Source organism: Rhodoferax sp. LS1P39, assembly GCF_056521425.1.
On sequence record NZ_JBWMAV010000010.1, the window covers coordinates 81403 to 102097 of the forward strand.

The window sequence follows — 20695 nt, forward strand, 5'->3', positions numbered from 1 at the left end:
GCAAGGCAAAAAGTAAAATTCGGGAAAAGAGCGACTCACCCCCAGGCTGCAGTGCTGCGCATCTTTCGCCAACCCCCTTGCAGGGGGCAGCACCAGCAGCCTGGCAAAGCCAGTTCTGCGGTGCTTCTGGAAAAGATGCGCCATAGCTGCAAAAAGACGGTGAGCCACAACGGGCTACTTAATGAAAAATCTTATGAATTCAATGGTTCAAATTGGTGTGGTGATGGGTTCCAGCTCCGACTGGGACACCATGCAGCATGCGGTGCAGATTCTCCAACAGTTTGGCATTGCGCATGAGGCACGGGTCGTATCGGCCCACCGCATGCCCGACGATATGTTTGCCTACGCCGAAGCCGCCGCCGGGCGCGGGCTCAAGGCCATCATCGCCGGAGCCGGTGGTGCCGCCCACCTGCCGGGCATGCTGGCCGCCAAAACCACGGTGCCGGTACTGGGCGTGCCGGTCGCTACCCGCCACCTGAGCGGCGTGGATTCGCTGCACAGCATTGTGCAAATGCCCAAAGGCATTCCGGTGGCCACCTTTGCCATTGGCAACGCGGGCGCGGCCAACGCGGCTCTGTTTGCCGTGGCCCTGCTGGCCAATGAAAACCCGGCCCTGCGCGCGCAACTGGAAGCCTTCCGCGCGGCGCAAACCGAGGCGGCCCGCAACATGACCGTGCCGCCTGCACCGCCCGTGCTATGAGCGGCCCCATCCTTCCCGGTGCCACGCTGGGCGTGATGGGCGGCGGCCAGCTGGGCCGGATGTTCATCCATGCGGCCCAACGCATGGGCTATTTCACCGCCGTGCTCGACCCGGACGCGGCCAGCCCCGCCGGGCGCGTGAGCCACCACCACATCGCCACCGGATACCTGGACGCGCCGGGCCTGGGCCAATTGGCCGAGACCTGCGATGCCATCACCACCGAATTTGAGAACGTGCCGTCTTCGGCTCTGGCCCGCCTGGCGGTGTACACCACGGTGTCGCCCGCCGCGTCCGCCGTGGCCATCGCCCAGGACCGCGCGGCCGAGAAAGCCCATTTCGTGCGCTGCGGCGTGCCCTGCGCGCCCTATGCGGTGATCGACACGCCAGAGCAACTGGCTGCGGTGGACGAAGCCCTGCTGCCCGGCATTTTGAAGACCACCCGCCTGGGCTACGACGGCAAGGGCCAGGCCCGCGTGGTCGACCGCGCCGCGCTGGCCGCCGCCTGGGCCGACATGAAGCATGTGCCCTGCGTGCTGGAAAAAATGCTGCCCCTGGCATCCGAGTGTTCGGTGATCGTGGCGCGCGGTGCCGACGGCCAGATGGTGCACCTGCCGCCCCAGCGCAACCTGCACCGCGACGGCATTCTGGCCGTCACCGAAGTTTATAAAGAAAATATGCCTCCCGTGCTGATGGAGCAAGCGGTAGCAGCTGCAAAATCCATAGCAAACGAGCTGCAGTACGTGGGTGTGCTGTGCGTGGAATTTTTCGTGCTGCAAGACGGCAGCCTGGTGGTCAACGAGATTGCCCCGCGCCCGCACAACAGCGGCCACGCCAGCATGGACTGCTGCGACGTTTCGCAGTTCGAGCTGCAGGTGCGCACCCTCACCGGCCTGCCGCTGGTGCAGCCGCGCCAGCACAGCCCGGCCATCATGCTGAATTTGCTAGGCGACCTGTGGTTTGTGCGCTCCGAGCAGGCCATCACGCCCCCTTGGGCGGACGTGCTGGCCCTGCCCGGCGCGCACCTGCACCTGTACGGCAAAGCCAGCGCCAGCAAGGGCCGCAAGATGGGCCATTTGACGTTCACCGGCCCCACGGTCGATGCCGTGCGCGCCACCGCCCTGCAAGCTGCCGTGCTGCTCGGCATCGAGACGTTCTGATGGTGCTGGACGGATTCGACCCCGCCGTCATCGGGCAAGCCGCCCAGGTACTGGCTGCGGGCGAGCTGCTGGGCCTGCCCACCGAGACGGTGTACGGGCTGGCAGCCGATGCGTCCAGCGACGCGGCGGTGGCCAAGATCTTCACCGCCAAGGGCCGCCCCAGCGACCACCCGCTGATCGTGCACATCGCACCCGACGGCAATGGTGTGGCGCATTTCGCGTCCGACGTGCCCCCGTTTGCCCAGGCGCTGATGGCGGCCTTCTGGCCCGGCCCCTTGACGCTGATCCTGCCGCGCCGCCCCGGCGTGGGCGCGGCAGCGGCAGGCGGGCAGGACAGCATCGGCCTGCGCTGCCCGGCCCACCCCGTGGCCCAGGCAGTGTTGCAAGCCTGCGCGGCCCTGGGCGTGGCAGGTTTGGCGGCACCCAGCGCCAACCAGTTTGGCCGCGTCAGCCCCACCACGGCAGCGCATGTGCAGTCCGAGTTCGGTGCCGATCTGCTGGTATTGGACGGCGGCCCCTGCACCATGGGCATCGAATCGACCATCGTGGACTGCACACGGGGTGAGCCGGTGCTGCTGCGCCCCGGCAGCATTGGCCGCGACCAGATCGAAGCCGCTTGCGGCCAGCCGCTGCGCGACAAGGACGACGTGGCCAACGCGCCGCGCGCATCCGGCACGCTGGAGGCGCATTACGCGCCCACGGCCAAGGTACGGCTGATGACCGCTGCCGCGCTGCAAACCGCGCTGGACCTGCTGGGCACCGGCCTGGATGGCCAGGCGGTGACGATTGCCGTGTACGCCCGCCAGCCCCTGCGCAGCCGCTCGGCCCAGGTGATTTGCAAGCCCATGCCCACGGATGCGGTCGCCGCCGCCCAGGCCCTGTTTGCCGCCCTGCGCGACTTCGACACCCAGGGCGTGCGCCTGATCTGGGTGGAGACCCCGCCCGACACCCCCGAATGGGAAGGCGTGCACGACCGTTTGCAACGCGCGTCCGTCGCGTAGTTAGTCGCATAAAGAGGGCTTACGCTTCTTTACCCGGCATGCCTGGATTGCCTCGTTAAACTCACCCATCGTATTTTTGGAGTTACCTATGTCCGTTTTTAGCTTGCGCCGCGCCTTCCTGGGGCTGGCCTGCGCCTCGGCCGCTTTGTTGGCCGCCTGCGGCTCCAGCACCACCGAGTCGGCGCTGACACCCAAGCGCATCATTGCGTTTGGCGATGCCTTCAGCGTGGTGACACCCGGCGCCAGCTACACGGTCAACGACAGCGCCATCCACACCTGGCTGGGGCAAGTAGCCAGCAGCTACGGTTTGACCGCAACCCCGGTAACCAGCGGCGGCTATGTGTACGCCCAGGGCAATGCCCGCATCAAAAACACCACCGACGCAGCCGGCAGCACCACCACCCAGACGGTGACGCAACAGATCGATGCCTTCCTGGCCAGCGGCGTGACCCTGAACGACAACGACATCGTGACCGTCAACGCCGGTATCAGCGACCTGGTGGTCGAAATGGCGGCCGTCACAGCGGGCACCCAGAACTCGGACGCGATGGTGGCCAACGCCGTCCAGCACGGCAAGGACCTGGGCGCGCAAGTGCGCCGCCTGGTGGCGGCCGGTGGCAAGCACGTGGTGGTGGTGGGCCCGTACAACCTGGGCATCACCCCCTGGGCGAAGACGCTGGGCCAGACCGGCCTGATGCAAACCGCCAGCGGCAAGTTCAACGATGCCATGCTGGTGTCTATCGTCGATCTGGGTGCCAGCGTGCTCTACATCGACGCGGCCTACTACTTCAACCTGCTGCACGGCGAAGACCACAACAACTACGGCATTCCCTCGGTCGATGGCATCGCCTGCAACTCGGTAGATGCGGGCGCGGGCATTGGCACCGGCACAGGCCAGGTCAACTCCTCCAAGTGCACCCCCAGCACCGTCAACCCGGCCATTACCGCCACGTCGGCCGGTGTGACCTACGACCAGTACCTGTTTGCCGACAACCTGTACTTCACGCCCATCGCGCAGCGCCTGTTTGGCCTGTACGCCTACGGACGCATCCACACACGCTGGTGAAATAGGGCTCACCCCCAGGCTCCACACTGCCCCGGAATCGGACCAAAGGACCGAGAACGCATGTTTCCGCCAACCCCCTTGCAGGGGGCGATACCAGTGGCCTGGCAAAGCCAGTTCCACGGTATCCCTGGGATAACATCCAAGAAAAAACCGACCCAAGGGTCGGTTTTTTTGTGGGCGCGTGGGTGGCTTAGAAGCGGTAGCCAACGCCCAGGCACAGGGTCAGCGGGTTGAGCGTCACGTCGATGGTCTGGCCGGTGGACAGGGCCCCATGGGTTTTGAGGAAGGTTTTGACCACCGTGCCTTCGACAAACCAGCGCTCGTTCAGGGCCACAGTGGCACCGGCCTGGATGGACACGGCCAGCTTGGAGTCCAAGGTCAACGTGGTCGGGTTGCTGGAGGTGCCGCCGGTGATGGCCGTCAGGGTGGAGGTGCCACGCTCTTTGTAGAACTTGGCGTAGGTCAGGCCCGCGCCTACAAAGGGCCGGAACTGGGCATTGGCCTCGCCAAACCGGTACTGGCCAAACACCGACATGGGTAGCGCCTGGACCTCGCCAATTTTGCCCACGCCCTGGATGGCCCCGGCACCGGTCAGCTTGTGCTTGAACGGCAAGGCCAGGGGCAGATCCACCGCCCAGTGGTGGGTCAGCATGTAGGTGATGCCGCCCCCCAGTCGGGTGTCGGCATCGGAGTCGATCTGCGTGCCCGGCAGGCTGGAGGCCGACAGATTGCCGCTGTCGACCTGGGGGGTGATGTGGGTCAGGCCGCCGCGCAGCATCCACGTGCCAGCCGTTTGGGCGTGGGCCGCACCAGTGGCCAGCAAGAGGGCGCAGGCCAGGGCCAGAGGGTGGGGTTTCATGGTGTGTCCTTATTCTTCAATGCACTACAGCCAGCCCGCTTTGGCCATTTGCTCGGCCACGTAGCGGTCCAGCAGCTTGTAGCCCGCGGGCGTGGGGTGGACAGCATCGGCGTAGAAGTAGGTGCTGACATCCACGCCGCTGAGGGTATTGTTGGCAGTGCAGGCCAGGGACGAGCCCAGCAGAATATTGCCCCCCGGATTGCTGGCACTGGGGGCGGTGCTGCTGCAGGCGGGTACGGTGACGTTGGTGATGCCGTACTGCGCCGGGTTGTTGTACTGCGCGATGCCCTGGGTATAGGCATCCACCACCAGCAAGCCCGGCACACCCGCCAGGTCATTTTTCAAGGTGCTGTTGAAGGTGGTGACCATGGAGCGCAGCAAAGCAGCCGCGCCAGAGGCCTGGCCAAAAGGCGTGTACTCGATGCTGGGCACGTTGACCACCACCACGTACTTGGCCCCCTTGCCAGTGACCGATGCCTTGATGGCGGCGGCCAGCGCGGCGGCGTTCAGGGCCGAATGGGTGACGGCGGCCGTGGCGGCGGCGTTGACCGCAGCGGCACCGCCTGCGAGGACCGCGTTGACTTCGGCATTGCTCCAGCCCGCCAGCGTGGCAGCACCTGCCGCCGCTGCGCCGCCCGCAGCCGCTGCCGACACGGCATTGGCGTGCATGAAGATGTCGTTGGCACCGGCCATCACGGTGACCAGCTCCTTGCCGGTGTAGTTGCCATGCGCCGCCAACTGGGTGGTGAACTGGGTGACCAGCGGCACGGCCATCAGGCCGATATTGGTGTCGGGGGTGATGTAGGGCTGCAAGGCCACCGCGTTGGGGCCAAAGGGCAGCGTCACGCGCGAGCTGCCCTGGGCGTAGTTGGTGCAGTTGGCGTTGGTGACCACTGGCACCAGGGGAATCTGGGGCACGTTGGACAGCAAACCGGTTTGCGCCGGGCAGGGCGCGGCCACATTGATCTGCCCGGCCAGCAGCTCGGTCCAGTTGACCGGGCCGGTGCCGCTGCTGTTGACCGTCCAGCGGCCACCACCCACGGCGGCAATCGCGCCCACCTTGTAGGTTCCCACATCGCTCAGGCTGTCGCCAAAGGACACCAGGGCGGTGTAGGTGACCTTGGTGGAGGTATCGCTACCGCCACTGCCACAGGCAGCCAAGACCAGCGCGGCCGATACCGAGGCCACCAGCAGCGCCATTTTTGTGGGAATCCAATGCATTTCTCACTCCTGTTGGAAAAAAAGAACGGTCGTTCGTTTGCGGCCAAAATGGTACGCGGGAATACCCGGAATGATCAAAGGGTTACTACCGATGGAGCCGGTTTATCACATCTGTTACTCCTTCACCGACCACTCCACCAAGGCATCCAGCGCCGGGCGGGCCGCCGGGGCCAGGGGGTGGTTGACGATGCCCACCACCACGTAGCGCTGGCCGCTGCGCCCGGTGGCATAGCCCGCCACCGAGGCCACGTCGCGCAAGGTGCCGGTTTTGAGCTGGGCGTTGCCCATGGATTCGGGGGCCAGGCCGCGGTCGCGCATGCGCTGCGTGGTGCCGTCAAGCCCTGCGATGGACAGCGAGTTGGCAAACACCGCTGCCTGTGGATGCGCGGCGGCGCGGCGCAGCAACTGGCCCAGAGCGCTGGCGCTGGCGCGCTCGTCGCGGCTCAGGCCGGAGCCGTTTTCCAGCGTGGGCACGGGCACGTTGCTGCCGATGGCACGCGGCCACCAGGCGGCCACGGCGGCGCGGGAAGCGGCGAAGGTGCCGGGGCGGCCCGCCTGCAGGCCCAGCGTGAGGAACATCTGCTGCGCCATCACGTTGTTGCTGAATTTGTTGATATCGGCAATCAGCTCGCCCAGCGGCAGCGAGGGCGCGTCCATCAGCCAGGTGGCATCTGCAGGCGTGCGGCCATCGCGCACCACGCCGGTCAGGGTGCCGCCCAGCCCCAGGTACATGGCCTGCAGCACGCGGCGGGCGTAGCTGGCGGGGTCTATATAGGCCACCGGCCAGACGCGTTCACCGCATTTGACCGGGTAGCTGCCGCCGAAATGCACCCGGTCCGGGTCGGCAAACTCGGCCTGCAGCGCACCGCGCCAGTCGTTGCAGCTTTGCGCGCTGAGGGGCACCTGCGCGTCCATCAGCACGTCGGCAATCGGCGGCTCGCTGCGGATGCGGGCGATGCCGCTGTCGGGCTCGGGGGTGAAGGTGAAGATCAGCGACTTGAAGTTGACCAGCAGGCCGTCGGGCGCGACGTTGTAGGGGCTGAGCGCCTGGCCGTCAAACTCGGCCGGGTCGCGGGCTTCGGGCGCGAAGATGTGGCGGTCCAGCACGATGTCGCCGCGCACCTGGAGCACGCCCCGGGTTTGCAGGGCGGCAAAGGTGGCGGCAATGCGCTCCAGCACCAGCTTGGGGTCGCCGCCGCCCTGGATGTACAGGTTGCCGTAGAGCACGCCGTCTTTGAGCGGGCCGTCGGCGTAGAAACGGGTTTTCCAGGTGTAGTCGGCCCCCAGCGTGTCGAGCGCGGCAAAGGTGGTGACCAGTTTCATCACCGAGGCCGGGTTCACCAGCGCGTTGGCCCGGTGGCTCAGGCGCGGCAGCCCCACGCCGTCGGCCCGCGCCACATACAGGCTGACCGCGTCCTGCGGCACCTTGGCCCGAGCCAGGGCGTTGGCGATGTCGGGGGGCAGGCGCTGGGCCATGGCCACGGTGGCTACGGTGGACAAGGCCCACAAAACAAGTGCGCACAGGCTGCGCCAAAATCGGGGGGAGTGTGTGGAATGTGTCATAGGTTGTCAGCTATAGAAATAGTAGCTGATTGCGCTTGATAATCCAGCGCTGACCGCCATTTTCTTATGTAAATTTGCCCCTATGAACTTGTTAGCCTTCGACACCAGCACCGACACCCTGTCCATCGCCGCCACCGATGGCGTGCAGGTGTGGCAGCACGCCGGGCCGGGTGGGGCGCAGGCGTCCAGCACCTTGATCCCGGCGATTCTGGCTTTGCTGGAACAGGCCGGGCTGCGGCTGGACCAGCTGGAAGCCATCGCCTTTGGCAGCGGCCCCGGCTCGTTCACCGGGCTGCGTACGGCCTGCTCGGTGGCGCAGGGGCTGGCTTTTGGGGCGGATGTGCCGGTGCTGCCCATTGACACCCTGATGGCCGTGGCCGAAGAGGCCCGCCACCAGCACGGCGTGCACAAGGTACAAGCCCTACTGGACGCACGCATGGACGAGGTCTACACCGGCTTTTATAGCTACCAGGCTGGCCAGTGGGCGCAGCGCGACGACTTCCAGCTGCTGCGGCCCGAGCACCTGCAACAAGAAGCGGATTGGGCGCAGGCGGGCAATCCGTTCACCGTGTACTTGGACCGCATTCCCGCCAGCGACGGCATGCGCATCACCGCCCTGCCCACCGCCACTGCCATGCTGCGCCTGGCCCCGGCCTTATTGGCTGCAGGAGCCGCCGTCCCCGCCGACCAGGCCCTGCCGCGCTACATCCGCGACAAAGTGGCCCAGACCACCGACGAGCGCATGGCGGCCAAGGCGGCGCTGGCGACCCAAGCATGAGCGCAATGCTGGCCCCCGATGCGTCCGAGGTGCGCTTCGAGACGCTCACCCCCGACTGGCTGGACGCGGTGCTGCCAGTGGAGCTGGCCGCCTACGCCCACCCCTGGTCGCGCGCCAACTTCCTTGACGCGCTGGCCGCGGGCTACCAGGCGCAAATCCTGCTGGCCGATGACACGGTGCTGGGCTACTTCGTGGCCATGCAGGGCGTGGACGAGGTACACCTGCTCAACATCACCGTCGCCCCCGCCTACCAGGGCCAGGGCTGGTCGCACCTGATGCTGGACGCGCTGGCCCTGTGGTCGCGCGGCCAAAAAGCCCAGTGGCTGTGGCTGGAAGCCCGCGTGGGCAACCACCGCGCGCTGCACGTCTACACCCGCTACGGCTTTAACCGCGTGGGCATGCGCAAAGACTACTACCCCAACGGCCCCGGCCAGCGCGAACACGCCATCGTCATGAGCATGCCCCTATGAGCCTGGACCTGGACCCCCGCCAGCGCGCCATGCTGGCTGAAATGCACAGCCCCGTGTGGTGGCCGCAGGCCGAGCCGGAAGCGGTGGCAGCACCCGCACCGCAAAAGTCGGCCCCGCAAAGCATCGCCCAGGTGCTGGCCCGTACTCCTGAATTAATAGCTGCTCCCGCCCATTCCATAAGCGCCAGCAGCACAAATGGCACTGAAATTACCGCCTCGCTGGACTGGCCCGCTGCCCAAGCCAGCGTGTGGCTGAACGCCGCCCCCGGTGGCCCGGCAGACTGGCTGGTGCTGGGCGAAGCGCTGGGCATTGCCGACGATGCGGCCCGCCCGTTTGGCGTGCCCGAGGCGCAACTCCTGGGCAATATGCTGCACGCCGTGGGCATCACCCCGGCACGCAAAGAAGGCGCACCCTCGGCCTGCATCACCAGCGTGCAAAAGCTGCGTTTGACCGACAACGCCGACCCGGTGGCCGACAGCGCCCCCCACCTGCGCCGCGCCGTGGCCCTGCTGCAGCCCAAGGTGATCCTGGCGCTGGGCCCGTTCGCAGCACAGCTACTGCTGCAAGACAGCACCCCGCTGGGCCAGATGCGCGGCCGCGTGCACCGCTACCACGGCGTGCCGGTGGTGGTGAGCTACCACCCCGCCACTCTGCTGCGCAACCGGCCTGAGAAAGCCAAAGCCTGGGCGGATTTGTGTTTGGCGCTCAGTTCCGCGCAGGAATCGCCAAGCCTTTGACCACGGCGGGCCGCTCCACAAAAGCCGCCAGCACCCGCGCCACCTCGGGAAAGTCCGCAAAACCCACCAGATCCCCCGCGCCGTAAAAGCCCACCAGGTTGCGCACCCAGGGGAAGATGGCGATGTCGGCAATCGTGTAGGCATCGCCCATGATCCAGGCCCGCCCCGCCAGCCGCTGGTTCAGCACGCCCAGCAGGCGCTTGGACTCGGCCACATAGCGGTCGCGCGGGCGCTTGTCTTCAAAGTCTTTGCCCGCAAACTTGTGGAAGAAGCCGAGCTGCCCAAACATCGGGCCGATGCCGCCCATCTGGAACATCACCCACTGGATGCACTCGTAGCGGCCCGCCGCGTCCTGCGGAATGCACTGGCCGGTTTTCTCGGCCAGGTACAGCAGGATCGCACCCGATTCAAACAGCGCCAACGGCTGGCCGCCGGGGCCGTTCGGGTCCAGGATGGCCGGGATCTTGTTGTTGGGGTTGAGCGCCAGAAACGCGGGCGACATCTGGTCGTTGGTCTCGAAGCTGACCAGGTGCGGCTCGTAGGGCAAGCCGATTTCTTCCAGCAAGATGGACACCTTCACGCCGTTGGGCGTGGGCAGGGAGTAGAGCTGCAGGCGCTCGGGGTGCTGGGCGGGCCATTTTTGCTGGATGGGGTGGGTCATGGGTTTCCTTGAAGGGTAAAGCGCTGGGGCATTTTGACCGGAACCCGTCGTTACTGCTTCTTACAAGCAAAATCGGCTGTCTGTGCTTATGTAATGAGCGTGAGCAGCTCTTAATTCAGGAGCACCATACCCGCCAACTTACATCGGCTTGTTCACAAACCCCACCACCAGCCCCTTCTCCGTCACGGTAATGCTGCCCGGCTGCAGGCCCATGGTGTCGGGCAGGGCCAGGTCTTGGGGGGTGAGCTGGTGCAGCACCACTTCTTGCAGGGCCTGCTCGGCCAGGGCCGGGCCGTAAGTGGTCAGCAGCTCGACCACGGCGGGTTGCAGGCTGGGGAATTGCAGGTTTTGGAAGTGGAGCTGCACGGCGCGCACGGTGCGGTCGCTGGGTTCGTAACGCAGGGCAAAGTCCACCGCCACGCTGCCGCTGTGGCTGCGCCGCAGGGCCGGGCCTGCGGCCTCCACGGCCATTTGCGCGGCCAGGCGGTTTTGCGCGGGCAGGAGGCGCAGTTGCGGAGCCTGCACGTCCAGGTTCAGCACGCCCGGCACCGGGTAGCGCAGGGGGAAGCGCTGGGCCACGGCTTTCTGCAATTGCGCGGCAGAGACGGTGTAGCCGGGCTGGGCCTGGGCGGCCAGCGCCAGCAGGGATGTGCCGGCCAGCGCGGCATTCAAGAAGAATCTACGTTGCATGGGGCGGCATTGTGCGCCCAGGTTACACCGTGAAAATCGCGTTGCCGTAGGCATCCACCTCGTAGGTCGTGACCTCGAACTTTTGCAGCGTGTTGGCCCCAAACGCCATGGTGATGGGCACGTCGCCCGCGTCGCGGCCCCGGGCCATCACCACACGGCCAATGCGCGGCGTGTTGTGGCGCGCGTCGAAGGTGTACCAGCGGTCGCCCAGAAACACCTCGAACCAGGCGCTGAAGTCCATGGGGTAGCGCACTGGCGGAATGCCGATGTCGCCCAGGTAGCCGGTGCAGTAGCGGGCCGGGATGTTCATGCAGCGGCACAGCGTGATAGCCAGGTGGGTGTAGTCGCGGCACACGCCGGTGCCCTCGCGGAAGCCCTCCACGGCGGTGCGGGTGGCGCGGGCGGCCATGTAGTCGAAGCGGATATGGTTGTGCACGAAATCGCAAATCGCCTGCACCCGCGCCCAGCCCAGCGGCGTAGTGCCAAACTGGTTCCAGGCAAATTGCAGCAGTTCGCTGTCTACCTCACAGTAGCGGCTGGGCAGCAGGTACATCAGCGTGGGCGACGGCAGCACCGTGGGGTCGTGCTGCCAGGCGCCCCAGTTCACTTCGTCGGGCAGGCCGGAATCGCGCACGATGGCTTCGCTGCGAAACCCTACCTGCGTCACACCCAGCGGCGCATTCACCCGGCTGCACAGGTTGCCAAAGGCATCAAAATATTCTTCCACCGCCAGGCCCGGCAGTACCTCCACAAACTGCGGTGCCAGCAGATCGCCGCGACGCGACGGGTGCACGTGCAGCAGGTGGATAAGCGCCATCGGGGAAGTGATGGCGAGCTCGATGTCGAAACCGATTTTGATGAACATGGTGGGCCCGGTCAGAAGTCAGAGGGAAGATGGATTGCGGCCTTGAAAACAGGACTTACGCAAGTTCCCCCTGTAAGCCCGAAGGGCGATACAGGGGCGCCGCGTAAGTCCTTAAAATTTCAAAGCCATACCACCCACTGTGCCGGGATGCGCCACCTCAAAGTAGCGGCCGGGGGCCCGTAGCCGTGTCAGAGAGTAACCGCTATCGTGCCAGACAACGCCTACGCAAGTTGCAAGCCATGCCTGCGGGGCCCGGCGGACCCAATGCAAACCAAAAGCGCTGCTGGTGCTTGCCGTACGTGCGCTGGCAGCTATTTATTCAATAGCAGATAAAGGCCCACCACGGTAAGCGCCAGGCAGTCAAAGCCGAAATATACTGGCACCCCTTGCTAGCCACCAACAGCCATGCAACCAGACCCTCGGGTCGCCTGGACACCGCGCAGGGTCTGGGCGGCCTGGCATCTTGAAACACCCATGGCTTCTGTGAAAGTTTCCCGCCGCGACGCGCACCGCCTGCTCGCCGGCCTATGCCTCTTGCCGTCTGCCGCGCCCCTGTGGGCCGACACCCCCAAGCCCGCCGATGCGCCCGCCACCCGCCTGCCCACCGAGGCTTTTGCGCAGCTACCCTTGCTGGCCGGCCTGGCCTTGTCGCCCAACGGCCAGTACCTGGCCGGTCTGGTGAACATCGAGAACGACACCGTGCTGGTCTCGCGCGCCGTGGACTCGGGCAGCCCGATGGTCTCGCTGCTCAAGAACGACAACAGCCGCTTTGTCTTTAAATGGGTTAAGTGGATCAGCGACGACCGCCTGGTGGCCAGCGTGCGCTATGCCGCCGTGCGTGGCAACGGTATCGGCACCCAGGAAACCCGTTTGATCTCGGTCCGGCGCGATGGCAGCGAGCTGCTGCAAATCAACCTGAAGGCCGACCGCGGCGGCAGCCGGGAAGCCGCCGCCTCCCTGCAAGTGCAGGACGATGTGGTCGATTGGCTGCCCGAAGACGGCAAAAACATCCTGCTGGCGCTGGGTGAAGGCAGCGAGAACTGGCCCGCCATTTACAAGCTGGACACCACCACCGGCATGCGCAACGGGGTGCACAGCGGCGCCCAACGCGGTGTGACCAAATGGATGCTGGACCGCAACCACCAGGTACGCATCGGCGTGGTGCGCGACGGCAAGCGCTTTGACATCATCGAACGCGCCACCCCCGGCACCCCCTGGCGCACGCTGTGGAGCTTCGAGCGCAACAGCGCAGACGCCGCCTGGCCGATGGGCTTCGGCAGCCAGCCGCAAGAGCTCTGGATACAGGCCTGGCACCAGGGCCACCTGGCCGTGTTCACCGTGGACCTGGCCCACCCGGCCCTGACCCGCACCATCAAAATGGCCCAGGCCGGTGCCGACATCGATGCGGGCCTGATGCGCTCGCCCCGCACCGGCGAGATTGTCGGCCTGCGGATGACCACCGATTCGGGCATCGACGACACCCGCGCCGCGCTGTGGGACCCCGAGCTGAAAGCACTGGCGCTGATGATCGACCAGCAACTGCCCAACCGCTTCAACCGCCTGCTGTCCTTCAGCAACGACGAACAGCGCTATCTGCTGCACTCCAGTGGCAATGGCCGCCCTGGCCAGTATTTTGTAGGCCACCGCGACCGGGGCGAACTGGTCCTCATCGGCGAAACCTACCCCCGCCTGCCGCCAAAGCAACTGGTGGGCAAGCAAACCGTGCGCATCATCGCCCGCGACGGCCTGCCGCTGAATGCCTTCATCAGCCACCCGCGCGGTGCCGCGCCAGACCAGGCGCTGCCGCTGGTGCTGCTGCCCCACGGCGGGCCACACAGCCGCGACGATACCGACTTCGACAGCTGGACCGAATTCCTGGCCAACCGCGGCTACCGCGTGCTGCAGGTCAACTTCCGTGGCTCGGATGGTGGCGGCCTGCAACACAAGCTGGCGGGTATGCAACGCTGGGGCCTGGAAATGCAGGACGACCTGACCGATGCCGTGCAATGGGCTGTCACCCAGCGCCTGGCCAACCCGCAGCGCGTGGCCATCGTGGGTGCCAGCTACGGCGGCTACGCGGCGCTGATGGGCGTGGTCAAAACCCCGGCGCTGTACCGCTGCGCCATCAGCTTTGCAGGCGTGAGCGACCTGATCGACCTGGTTTTCCAGGAAAGCAACTACATCGGCGGAGCCGCCTCCGTCGAGGCGCAGATCGGCAGCGTCTGGGGCGACCGTGACCGCCTGCGCGCCACCTCACCCGCGCTGCAGGCCGAACGCATCCAGGCACCCGTGCTGCTGGTGCACGGCAGCACCGACCGCGTGGTGCCCGCCAGCCACAGCAAATCCATGGCGACCGCCCTGTCCCGCGCAGGCAAACCCCACCGCTACCTGGAGCAGGAAGGCGGCGACCACTACCTCAGCCGCTACAGCCACCGGCTGGAGTTCTTCCAGGAAATGGAAACCTTCCTGGCGCAGCACATGGGGCCAACGGCATAGCGGCCAGCGGTGGGTGGGATCCCATAGAAAAAGTGCCCCAGCGCCATAGCCACCTGCGCTTACAGCTATTTAATTTGCAGCAATTCGGCGGTGGCCACGGCCTGCAGGCCGCGCAAGCGCTGGTGCGCCGCGTTGTCTACATCGGCGGGCAACTGCTGCTTGGCCTGCAGGTAGCGGTGGGTGAACACATCCAGATACGCCTCCAGCGCCTGCGCGGCCTGCGGCTCGTCGGCCAGCTCCAGGCACAGGGCCGCCACCTCGGAGGTGCAAAAGTGGTCGTCGCGCCGCGACCGGCGCAGCTTGTACTGCGAGATGCGGTCGGCCTGCAGACTCAGCACCGGCAGCCGGTCGAGGTACGGGCTTTTGCGGAACATCTTGCGCGCCTCGGGCCAGGTGGCATCCAGCAGCACAAACAGCGGGCGCTTGCCCTCCACCGGGGGCGGCAGCGCACCCACCACCCGCTCGGGGGCCACAAACTCACCGGGGAACACCAGGTACGGCTGCCACTGCGGGTCGGCCAGCAGCGCCAGCAAGTCCGGGTCCACCACGGTACGCGCCCAGCCAAAAGCCCAGGTATCGGCCACCACGTCGGCAATCAGCCAGCCGGTGTTGCTGGGCTTGAGCGGCTCGATGTCGGCCATCAGCAGGCACACCCCGGCCTGGTGCGGATGCTTGGGCAGCACCGGGCGCAGCGCGCACATGCAGTGGCTGGGTGCCAGGCGGCAGCCGGTGCAGCGCTCCACCTTGGAGCCGCCCCGGGCCAGAAAAGGCTTGGCGCTGCGCGCAAGCCGGGCGGTGCGCAGGCGGGAGACGGCGTGGGGTGGGGTGTGGGGCATGGGGGTATTGTGTCTGCGGCGATTGGTCTGGTTATTCGCCGCACTTTATGCGGTGAATAAACCGCATAATCACCGCATGCTGAAAGAAAAAACGCCCCACCGCCGTAGCTACATCTGGCAGCGCCCCGACTGGCCGCAGTGGCGGTTTGACGGTGCGGCGCTGGCTGCACCGCTAGCCGAGGTGCACCGCGCCCAGGGCCACCTGACGGGCCGCATGACCGCGCTAGGGCTGGCACAACGCGACCAGGCCACCCTGCAGACCCTGACCCAGGAGGTCATCACCACCAGTGCCATCGAGGGCGAGCTGCTGGACCTGGATGCCGTGCGCTCGTCCATCGCCCGGCGGCTGGGCGTGGACATCGGCGCCCTGGCACCCGCCGACCGCCATGTGGACGGCGTGGTGGACATGGTGCTGGATGCCACCCAGCAGTATGCGCAGCCCCTGACCGCCGAGCGCCTGTGGGGCTGGCACGCAGCGCTTTTCCCCACCGGCTACAGCGGTCGGGTGCGCATCCAGGTGGGCACCTGGCGCAACGACGCTGCCGGGCCCATGCAAGTGGTGTCCGGCCCCATCGGAAGGGAGAAAGTGCATTACCAAGCCCCACCCGCCGCCACGCTACCCGCAGAAACCGCCGCCTTTTTGCAATGGTTCAATGCCGCACCAAAGGGCGATGCCCTGCTCCACGCCGGGCTGGCCCACCTGTGGCTGGTCACGCTGCACCCGTTTGACGATGGCAATGGCCGCATCAGCCGCGCCGTGGGCGACATGGCCCTGGCCCGCGCCGAAGGCAGCCCGCACCGTTTCTACAGCCTCAGCGCCCAGATCCAGCGCGAACGCAAAACTTACTATGACCAACTCGAAGCCACCCAAAGCAGCGCGCTGGACGTAACCCCGTGGCTCGCCTGGTTCCTGGCCTGCCTGCTGCGCGCGGTACGGGGCGCGGACGGGTTGCTGGCGGGCGTGCTGGAGAAAGCCCAGTTCTGGCAGCGCTGGGCGGGCACGCCGATGAACGCCCGGCAAACCCTGGTGCTGAACCACGTGCTGGACGGGATGGACGGCAAGCTCACCAATGCAAGATGGGCCGCGATGGGCAAATGCTCGGCGGATACGGCGCTGCGGGATATCAATGACTTGGTGGAGCGGGGGGTGCTGCGTCGGCTGGAGGGGGGCGGAAGGAACACGGGGTATGCGCTACAAGTCCGCTAAGCCGATAGGCCACTAGCGCAGGTGAAATCTGCACCCACAATACCGCCCACCCCTAACTTTCATGGACTCGGGTGCAGAGCACCTCGAGCCATGAAAGTTGTTTCACATTAACCAACAAGGAGCAGCAATGGGAACCATGGTGAATTTCGCACGGCCCGATGGTACAAGCGTGCAGGGCTACCTGGCCGAGCCAGCCGCCAGCAATGCCCCGGCCATCGTGGTCATCCAGGAATGGTGGGGCCTGAACGACCAGATCAAGGGCGTGGCAGACCGCCTGGCCGCTGCGGGCTTCCAGGCCCTGGTGCCCGACCTGTACCGCGGCAAAGCCACGGTGGAGCAGGAAGAAGCCCACCACCTCATGACCGGCCTGGACTTTGGCGACGCCGCCAGCCAGGACATCCGCGGTGCACTGCAGTTCCTGAAAGCCCGCGCACCCAAGGTGGGCCTCACCGGCTTCTGCATGGGCGGCGCACTCACCCTGCTGGCCGCCCAGGCGCCCGAACTGGACGCAGCCGTCGTCTGGTACGGCTGCCCGCCGCTGGAATACATCGACGCCAGCAAAATCAAGATCCCCCTGCAAGGCCACTGGGCCACGCAGGACGAGTTCTTCAAGATCGACACCGTGGCCGCACTGGAAGACAAGCTCAAGGCCGCGGGCGTGGGCTTCGAGTTCCACCGCTACCTGGCCCACCACGCGTTTGCCAATGAAGAAGCCGTAGGCCCCGGCCGCATTGCAGCCACGCAGTACGACCCCGTGTGGGCGCAACAGGCCTGGGACCGGGCGCTGCGGTTCTTTGGCAAGCATCTGGGGTGATGCGTCTGGCAGGTAGGTGGCGGTTACATGCCAAACAGACCGCTAACGCAGGGCGTCAAGATAGGGCCGCATCACATTGCCTACCCTGCAAATCTTGGCGAAGCGCCACAGCTCGTCCGCAGTGGTTTTGTTCTGAGCCAAGGCGTCTTTGAGCGCCTCTATCGCCACGTCAAGCCCTATCTTGTTGCGGTGCTTAAAGCAGTCGGCCACCGTCTTGGGCGCGCTGTACACCCGCAAAGCCACCTGCTCCACCTGCACCGTTTCTACCCCGGCAGCAAAGGCCTCGCCCGAAAACTGCACCATCTTCACCGGCGGATAGTCCAGCCTGGGGGCATGGCTGCCTTGCGGCATGGCGATCCACACCTGTCGCGGAAGCTGCGTGGTCAAGCCGTGTAACTGCAGCGCCGTCAGCAGGCAAAACACCGCCTGCGGCACCTTGACTGCCAGGGTTGCCAGGCTCTCATGCTCTGAGGCCTGCATGCCCGGCACGCGGTACACCCCCCGCCCCACCCGCTCCAGCCGACCACTGGCGATAAGCCGCGTCAGCACCACACGCCCTATGCCCAGCACCTGCAACTGGCTCGCCCGCAGCAGGCCCTGCTGGCTGGCGAGATCGAGAACCTGCTGTGTGTGGGGTGCGGCATGCATGGCCTACGAGTATGTTTCATTTATTCGTTAACCTCAAGCCATTAACGATGTTATGGAACACTCTACCGGCGGGCTGGATACCACCCCGTGGCTCGCCTGGTTCCTGGCCTGCCTGCTGCGCGCCGTACAGGGCGCGGACGGCTTGCTGCCAGGCGTGCTGGAAAAGGCCCAGTTTTGGCAGCGCTGGGCGGGCACGCCGATGAACGCGCGGCAAACCTTGGTGCTGAACCACGTGCTGGAAGGTAGGGACGGCAAGCTCACGAATGTAAGATGGGCCGCAATGGGCAAATGCTCGGCGGATACGGCGCAGCGGGATATCAATGATTTGGTGGAGCGGAGGGTGCGGCGCAGGCTGGAGGGTGGGAGGCGAAGTGTGGGGTATGAGTTGAGTGGCAAATAAAAGCCTACCGCACAAATAGGTAGCAACACACCATCCTAAAAATATAGCAACTTAATTGACAATCCGATCCACATTGCGCAGCCCTTGTTTAGGGGCTGGCCTGCGATTACTGGTCATGACTGCAAAAATGATCAATGCATTTGGGTGCTCAGTCTTTTTGACGCAGTTGCCACTCGATCTGTCTTCTGGCTGTGGCGATTACGTCAAGGAATGACAAAGCACGAACTTCCGGCTCCAAATTTTGCATTGGAAAGTCTGGGGAGCGATGACCGCCAATAATTAAAACTTGAATGGGTTTATTTAGATGCTTACCCAGCTCATGCCGATAACTTGTCGCTTGAATATAGTCATCTCTATTTAGAGGATGGGATGGCCTTTTGAATTCAATCAACAAACAGTTTCCACCCAAGCTCTCATTCAACAATAAATCAGGCCTCTTAGTTGGGTTGCCACCAGTATACTTCTGCCCAAGAAGATCCTCAACTTGACGCTGTAGTGTTTTATTTGAACTGAAAAGTGAGTATTCTGGTCCAAATATCCACAGACTTCGTTCAATAGCTTTATGCATGGAAGCCTCCAAGGTTTCTGAATTTCTAGCAAGAATCTCTAGACTGTCCAAAAACCCCTGTCTTGCCTTCGCTTGTTCTACGAGATGAGCCATATCAAGTAGCCCAAAATCATCCAGCGCCTCTGCCACAGCCGCAATATCGCTTTTCGAAGCCTCTGCGAGGTGCTTGAGCAGAATACCGTATTCAGACTGCTCGATTGCTTCAAGTAATACGAATACGTACGGCTCGATTTTTTCTGGCGGCTCACCAAAAAAACGATCAAGGACACGTTTGACCGCTTTTTCCGCGTATTCACGTCGATGCTCAGGCAGCGCGGCTAGCCTTTCGTGCACCTCACGGCGTAACCGGGCCTGTGCCAGTTGAATATCTCGCCCATACCGCTCTTTAAAAGCCTCAAAAATCACTGGCTTTATTTTTTCAGTTAAGTCAACCAATAGCTCACTATTTTCAATCAGGCTGCCCCATCCGGCTGTAACGTGATCACGAAGACCGTCTGCATCTATTTCACCGTAAAGTCGCTTAAGCAGTTTAGGTGGAAAATCATCTTGTTCATCTAGTCCGAAAAAAGATGGCTTCCCCACTACCTTTCCATCTACTTTTATTACAATTCCCGGCTGCCTTGAAACTGATTTAACTTCAGCAATTGCGAATTGCAACCTAGTTTCTCCGATGCCATCTATTGAAATATTTGAATCATGGAAACTACCATCAACATCATCCACCCCCAATGACTTTCCATTTACAGAAATGGAAATCCCCACTTCACGCCCATACTCCTGAAGTAAAATTTGTCGCAGCTTCTTAGGATCAGGAAAAGTAAGATCAGCATGAAGCCCAGAAAGGGTTATTTTTGTCCCTCGCACTGGTGAATCACATGGCTCTGCAGTGAGAGGAATATTTAGCTGTTCAATGTCATTGACTGATGCCAAATCTTTTAGTCGCACCACGAAACTACTGCGAATATTCCGCGTATATGTTTCTAGAGCCATTTCAGAGGCGGCCATCAAACCAGCGAATTTTCCTACGCCTTTTCGACCTTTTACCAACCTCTGCTTATTTTCAGTTCTGCCTCCTCTCAATATGCGCCGGTCAGATGCTATGGCGAGATAGTGCCGCCGCACTTCTTCTGAGGTCATTCCACTGCCATCATCAATGACTACGATGGGTGAATTCGTCATGGGTTCTGGTAAAAAAATACTTACCGAGTCGGCATCCGCATCCCAAGCGTTATCAATAAGTTCTTTCAATGCTTTCTCTGTCGAGGAGTACTCTTGACTCAATATTTTTGCAATTCTTGAGTCAACATGAAATCGAGCTTTATCAATTGTCATTTTTTCCTTCAAATAAAACGTATATCGAAACTTAAGCTAGGCATATTAAGAACCGCGCCGTCGTATGCACACCCCTCAATCGTCGTAATGCCCCCGGCAAGCCACCACATCCAAGTCCGCATCGTCCACCGCATAAACCAGTCGATGCGTCCCATCAATTCGCCGAGACCAGTACCCCGCCAAGTTGCCCATCAGCGGCTCGGGCTTGCCGATACCGGTGAATGGCTCGCGGGCTGCGGCTTCGATCAGGGTGTTGATGCGCTTCAGGGTTTTCTTGTCTTGGCCTTGCCAATAGATGTAGTCGGCCCAGGCCGCCGGGGTGAATCGGATGGAGCGCGCCACGCCTTTAATCCTTCACCAATGTACGGCGCACGGCCTTGCCCGCTTTGTGCTGGGCGATGGACTTGGCCAGGTGCTCGGCGTTGGCCGGGGTCGAGAGCAGGTGCATGGTTTCCATGATGCTTTGGTAGTGGTCGAGCGACATGACCACGGCATCCGCACCGTCGCGGCGGCTGATGACGGTCACATCGGCATCGTCGCTCACGGTGTCCAGCACCGATTTCAGCGAGCTGCGGGCTTCCGAGTAGGTGATGATGCGCATGGTGGAGTCCTTTAACTTGTACAAA

22 protein-coding genes are annotated in these 20695 nt (G+C 63.8%); 11 read left to right on the top strand and 11 right to left on the bottom strand.

The window, feature by feature from the left end:
* Nucleotides 1-193 precede the first annotated feature (193 nt).
* The 4 genes from purE (at nt 194) to AC097O_RS16165 (ending at nt 3924) form a co-directional block, all read left to right on the top strand.
* Entirely contained in the window at nt 194-700 is a 507-nt protein-coding gene (gene purE / locus AC097O_RS16150) for a 5-(carboxyamino)imidazole ribonucleotide mutase (protein WP_479593937.1), read from the top strand.
* On the top strand, nt 697-1857 hold the full coding sequence (locus AC097O_RS16155) for a 5-(carboxyamino)imidazole ribonucleotide synthase (protein WP_479593938.1): 1161 nt from the start codon (nt 697-699) through the stop codon (nt 1855-1857). Before purE ends, AC097O_RS16155 begins: the two co-directional genes overlap by 4 nt.
* Nucleotides 1857-2858 (top strand): L-threonylcarbamoyladenylate synthase, encoded by a 1002-nt coding sequence (locus AC097O_RS16160; protein WP_479593939.1) that lies wholly within the window; start codon nt 1857-1859, stop codon nt 2856-2858. The genes AC097O_RS16155 and AC097O_RS16160 overlap by 1 nt, the downstream gene beginning before the upstream one ends.
* An 88-nt stretch (nt 2859-2946) precedes the next feature.
* The gene (locus tag AC097O_RS16165; protein WP_479593940.1) at nt 2947-3924 is read left to right on the top strand and encodes an SGNH/GDSL hydrolase family protein; all 978 of its coding nucleotides are present in this window, start codon (nt 2947-2949) and stop codon (nt 3922-3924) included.
* A gap of 190 nt (nt 3925-4114) precedes the next feature.
* On the opposite strand, the gene AC097O_RS16170 is transcribed toward AC097O_RS16165, so the two are convergent.
* From AC097O_RS16170 to dacB, 3 genes are all read right to left on the bottom strand, one after another.
* Nucleotides 4115-4783 carry an OmpW/AlkL family protein gene (locus tag AC097O_RS16170; RefSeq protein WP_479593941.1) on the bottom strand — a complete coding sequence of 223 codons (669 nt, stop codon included), beginning with the start codon at nt 4781-4783 and terminating at the stop codon, nt 4115-4117.
* Nucleotides 4784-4807: 24 nt separating this feature from the next.
* On the bottom strand, nt 4808-6004 hold the full coding sequence (locus tag AC097O_RS16175) for an SGNH/GDSL hydrolase family protein (RefSeq protein WP_479593942.1): 1197 nt from the start codon (nt 6002-6004) through the stop codon (nt 4808-4810).
* 114 nt (nt 6005-6118) lie between these two features.
* On the bottom strand, nt 6119-7567 hold the full coding sequence (gene dacB / locus AC097O_RS16180; protein ID WP_479593943.1) for a D-alanyl-D-alanine carboxypeptidase/D-alanyl-D-alanine endopeptidase: 1449 nt from the start codon (nt 7565-7567) through the stop codon (nt 6119-6121).
* Nucleotides 7568-7649: 82 nt separating this feature from the next.
* Between dacB and tsaB the strand changes: the two genes are divergently transcribed.
* The 3 genes from tsaB to AC097O_RS16195 are packed head-to-tail and all read left to right on the top strand — an operon-like array spanning nt 7650 to nt 9552.
* Complete coding sequence (gene tsaB, locus AC097O_RS16185) at nt 7650-8345, top strand: tRNA (adenosine(37)-N6)-threonylcarbamoyltransferase complex dimerization subunit type 1 TsaB (RefSeq protein ID WP_479593944.1); 696 nt, start codon at nt 7650-7652, stop codon at nt 8343-8345.
* Complete coding sequence (rimI, locus tag AC097O_RS16190; protein WP_479593945.1) at nt 8342-8815, top strand: ribosomal protein S18-alanine N-acetyltransferase; 474 nt, start codon at nt 8342-8344, stop codon at nt 8813-8815. The genes tsaB and rimI overlap by 4 nt, the downstream gene beginning before the upstream one ends.
* The gene (locus AC097O_RS16195) at nt 8812-9552 is read left to right on the top strand and encodes a uracil-DNA glycosylase (protein ID WP_479593946.1); all 741 of its coding nucleotides are present in this window, start codon (nt 8812-8814) and stop codon (nt 9550-9552) included. The genes rimI and AC097O_RS16195 overlap by 4 nt, the downstream gene beginning before the upstream one ends.
* On the opposite strand, the gene AC097O_RS16200 is transcribed toward AC097O_RS16195, so the two are convergent.
* From AC097O_RS16200 to AC097O_RS16210, 3 genes are all read right to left on the bottom strand, one after another.
* On the bottom strand, nt 9521-10213 hold the full coding sequence (locus tag AC097O_RS16200; RefSeq protein ID WP_479593947.1) for a glutathione S-transferase N-terminal domain-containing protein: 693 nt from the start codon (nt 10211-10213) through the stop codon (nt 9521-9523). The two genes, AC097O_RS16195 and AC097O_RS16200, sit on opposite strands and share 32 nt — an antisense overlap.
* Nucleotides 10214-10351: 138 nt before the next feature.
* The gene (locus tag AC097O_RS16205; protein ID WP_479589128.1) at nt 10352-10903 is read right to left on the bottom strand and encodes a DUF1439 domain-containing protein; all 552 of its coding nucleotides are present in this window, start codon (nt 10901-10903) and stop codon (nt 10352-10354) included.
* A gap of 22 nt (nt 10904-10925) precedes the next feature.
* A complete protein-coding gene (locus AC097O_RS16210) occupies nt 10926-11768 on the bottom strand; it encodes a transglutaminase-like domain-containing protein (protein ID WP_479593948.1) in 843 nt (280 codons plus the stop codon).
* A 483-nt stretch (nt 11769-12251) separates the two neighbouring features.
* On the opposite strand from AC097O_RS16210, the gene AC097O_RS16215 reads away from it, so the two are divergent.
* Nucleotides 12252-14264 (top strand): alpha/beta hydrolase family protein, encoded by a 2013-nt coding sequence (locus tag AC097O_RS16215; RefSeq protein WP_479593949.1) that lies wholly within the window; start codon nt 12252-12254, stop codon nt 14262-14264.
* A 65-nt stretch (nt 14265-14329) separates the two neighbouring features.
* On the opposite strand, the gene AC097O_RS16220 is transcribed toward AC097O_RS16215, so the two are convergent.
* Nucleotides 14330-15100, bottom strand: a complete 771-nt coding sequence (locus tag AC097O_RS16220) for a tRNA-uridine aminocarboxypropyltransferase (protein WP_479593950.1) — start codon at nt 15098-15100, stop codon at nt 14330-14332.
* 76 nt (nt 15101-15176) lie between these two features.
* Here AC097O_RS16220 and AC097O_RS16225 point away from each other — a divergent pair, with 76 nt between their 5' ends.
* Together AC097O_RS16225 and AC097O_RS16230 are read left to right on the top strand one after the other, a co-directional pair.
* Entirely contained in the window at nt 15177-16307 is a 1131-nt protein-coding gene (locus tag AC097O_RS16225; RefSeq protein ID WP_479593951.1) for a Fic family protein, read from the top strand.
* A gap of 136 nt (nt 16308-16443) precedes the next feature.
* Nucleotides 16444-17121, top strand: a complete 678-nt coding sequence (locus AC097O_RS16230; RefSeq protein WP_479593952.1) for a dienelactone hydrolase family protein — start codon at nt 16444-16446, stop codon at nt 17119-17121.
* A gap of 42 nt (nt 17122-17163) precedes the next feature.
* Here the strand turns inward: AC097O_RS16230 and AC097O_RS16235 are convergent, their stop codons facing one another.
* Nucleotides 17164-17769, bottom strand: a complete 606-nt coding sequence (locus AC097O_RS16235) for a type IV toxin-antitoxin system AbiEi family antitoxin domain-containing protein (protein ID WP_479589633.1) — start codon at nt 17767-17769, stop codon at nt 17164-17166.
* 52 nt (nt 17770-17821) lie between these two features.
* On the opposite strand from AC097O_RS16235, the gene AC097O_RS16240 reads away from it, so the two are divergent.
* Nucleotides 17822-18169: a hypothetical protein gene (locus tag AC097O_RS16240; protein WP_479593953.1), complete on the top strand. Its 348-nt coding sequence runs from the start codon at nt 17822-17824 to the stop codon at nt 18167-18169.
* 148 nt (nt 18170-18317) lie between these two features.
* Here the strand turns inward: AC097O_RS16240 and AC097O_RS16245 are convergent, their stop codons facing one another.
* From AC097O_RS16245 to AC097O_RS16255, 3 genes are all read right to left on the bottom strand, one after another.
* On the bottom strand, nt 18318-20069 hold the full coding sequence (locus AC097O_RS16245; RefSeq protein ID WP_479593954.1) for an ATP-binding protein: 1752 nt from the start codon (nt 20067-20069) through the stop codon (nt 18318-18320).
* A gap of 75 nt (nt 20070-20144) precedes the next feature.
* Nucleotides 20145-20411 carry a Txe/YoeB family addiction module toxin gene (locus AC097O_RS16250; RefSeq protein ID WP_479593955.1) on the bottom strand — a complete coding sequence of 89 codons (267 nt, stop codon included), beginning with the start codon at nt 20409-20411 and terminating at the stop codon, nt 20145-20147.
* A 4-nt stretch (nt 20412-20415) separates the two neighbouring features.
* The gene (locus tag AC097O_RS16255; protein WP_479593956.1) at nt 20416-20670 is read right to left on the bottom strand and encodes a type II toxin-antitoxin system Phd/YefM family antitoxin; all 255 of its coding nucleotides are present in this window, start codon (nt 20668-20670) and stop codon (nt 20416-20418) included.
* Between the last annotated feature and the right edge of the window lie 25 nt (nt 20671-20695).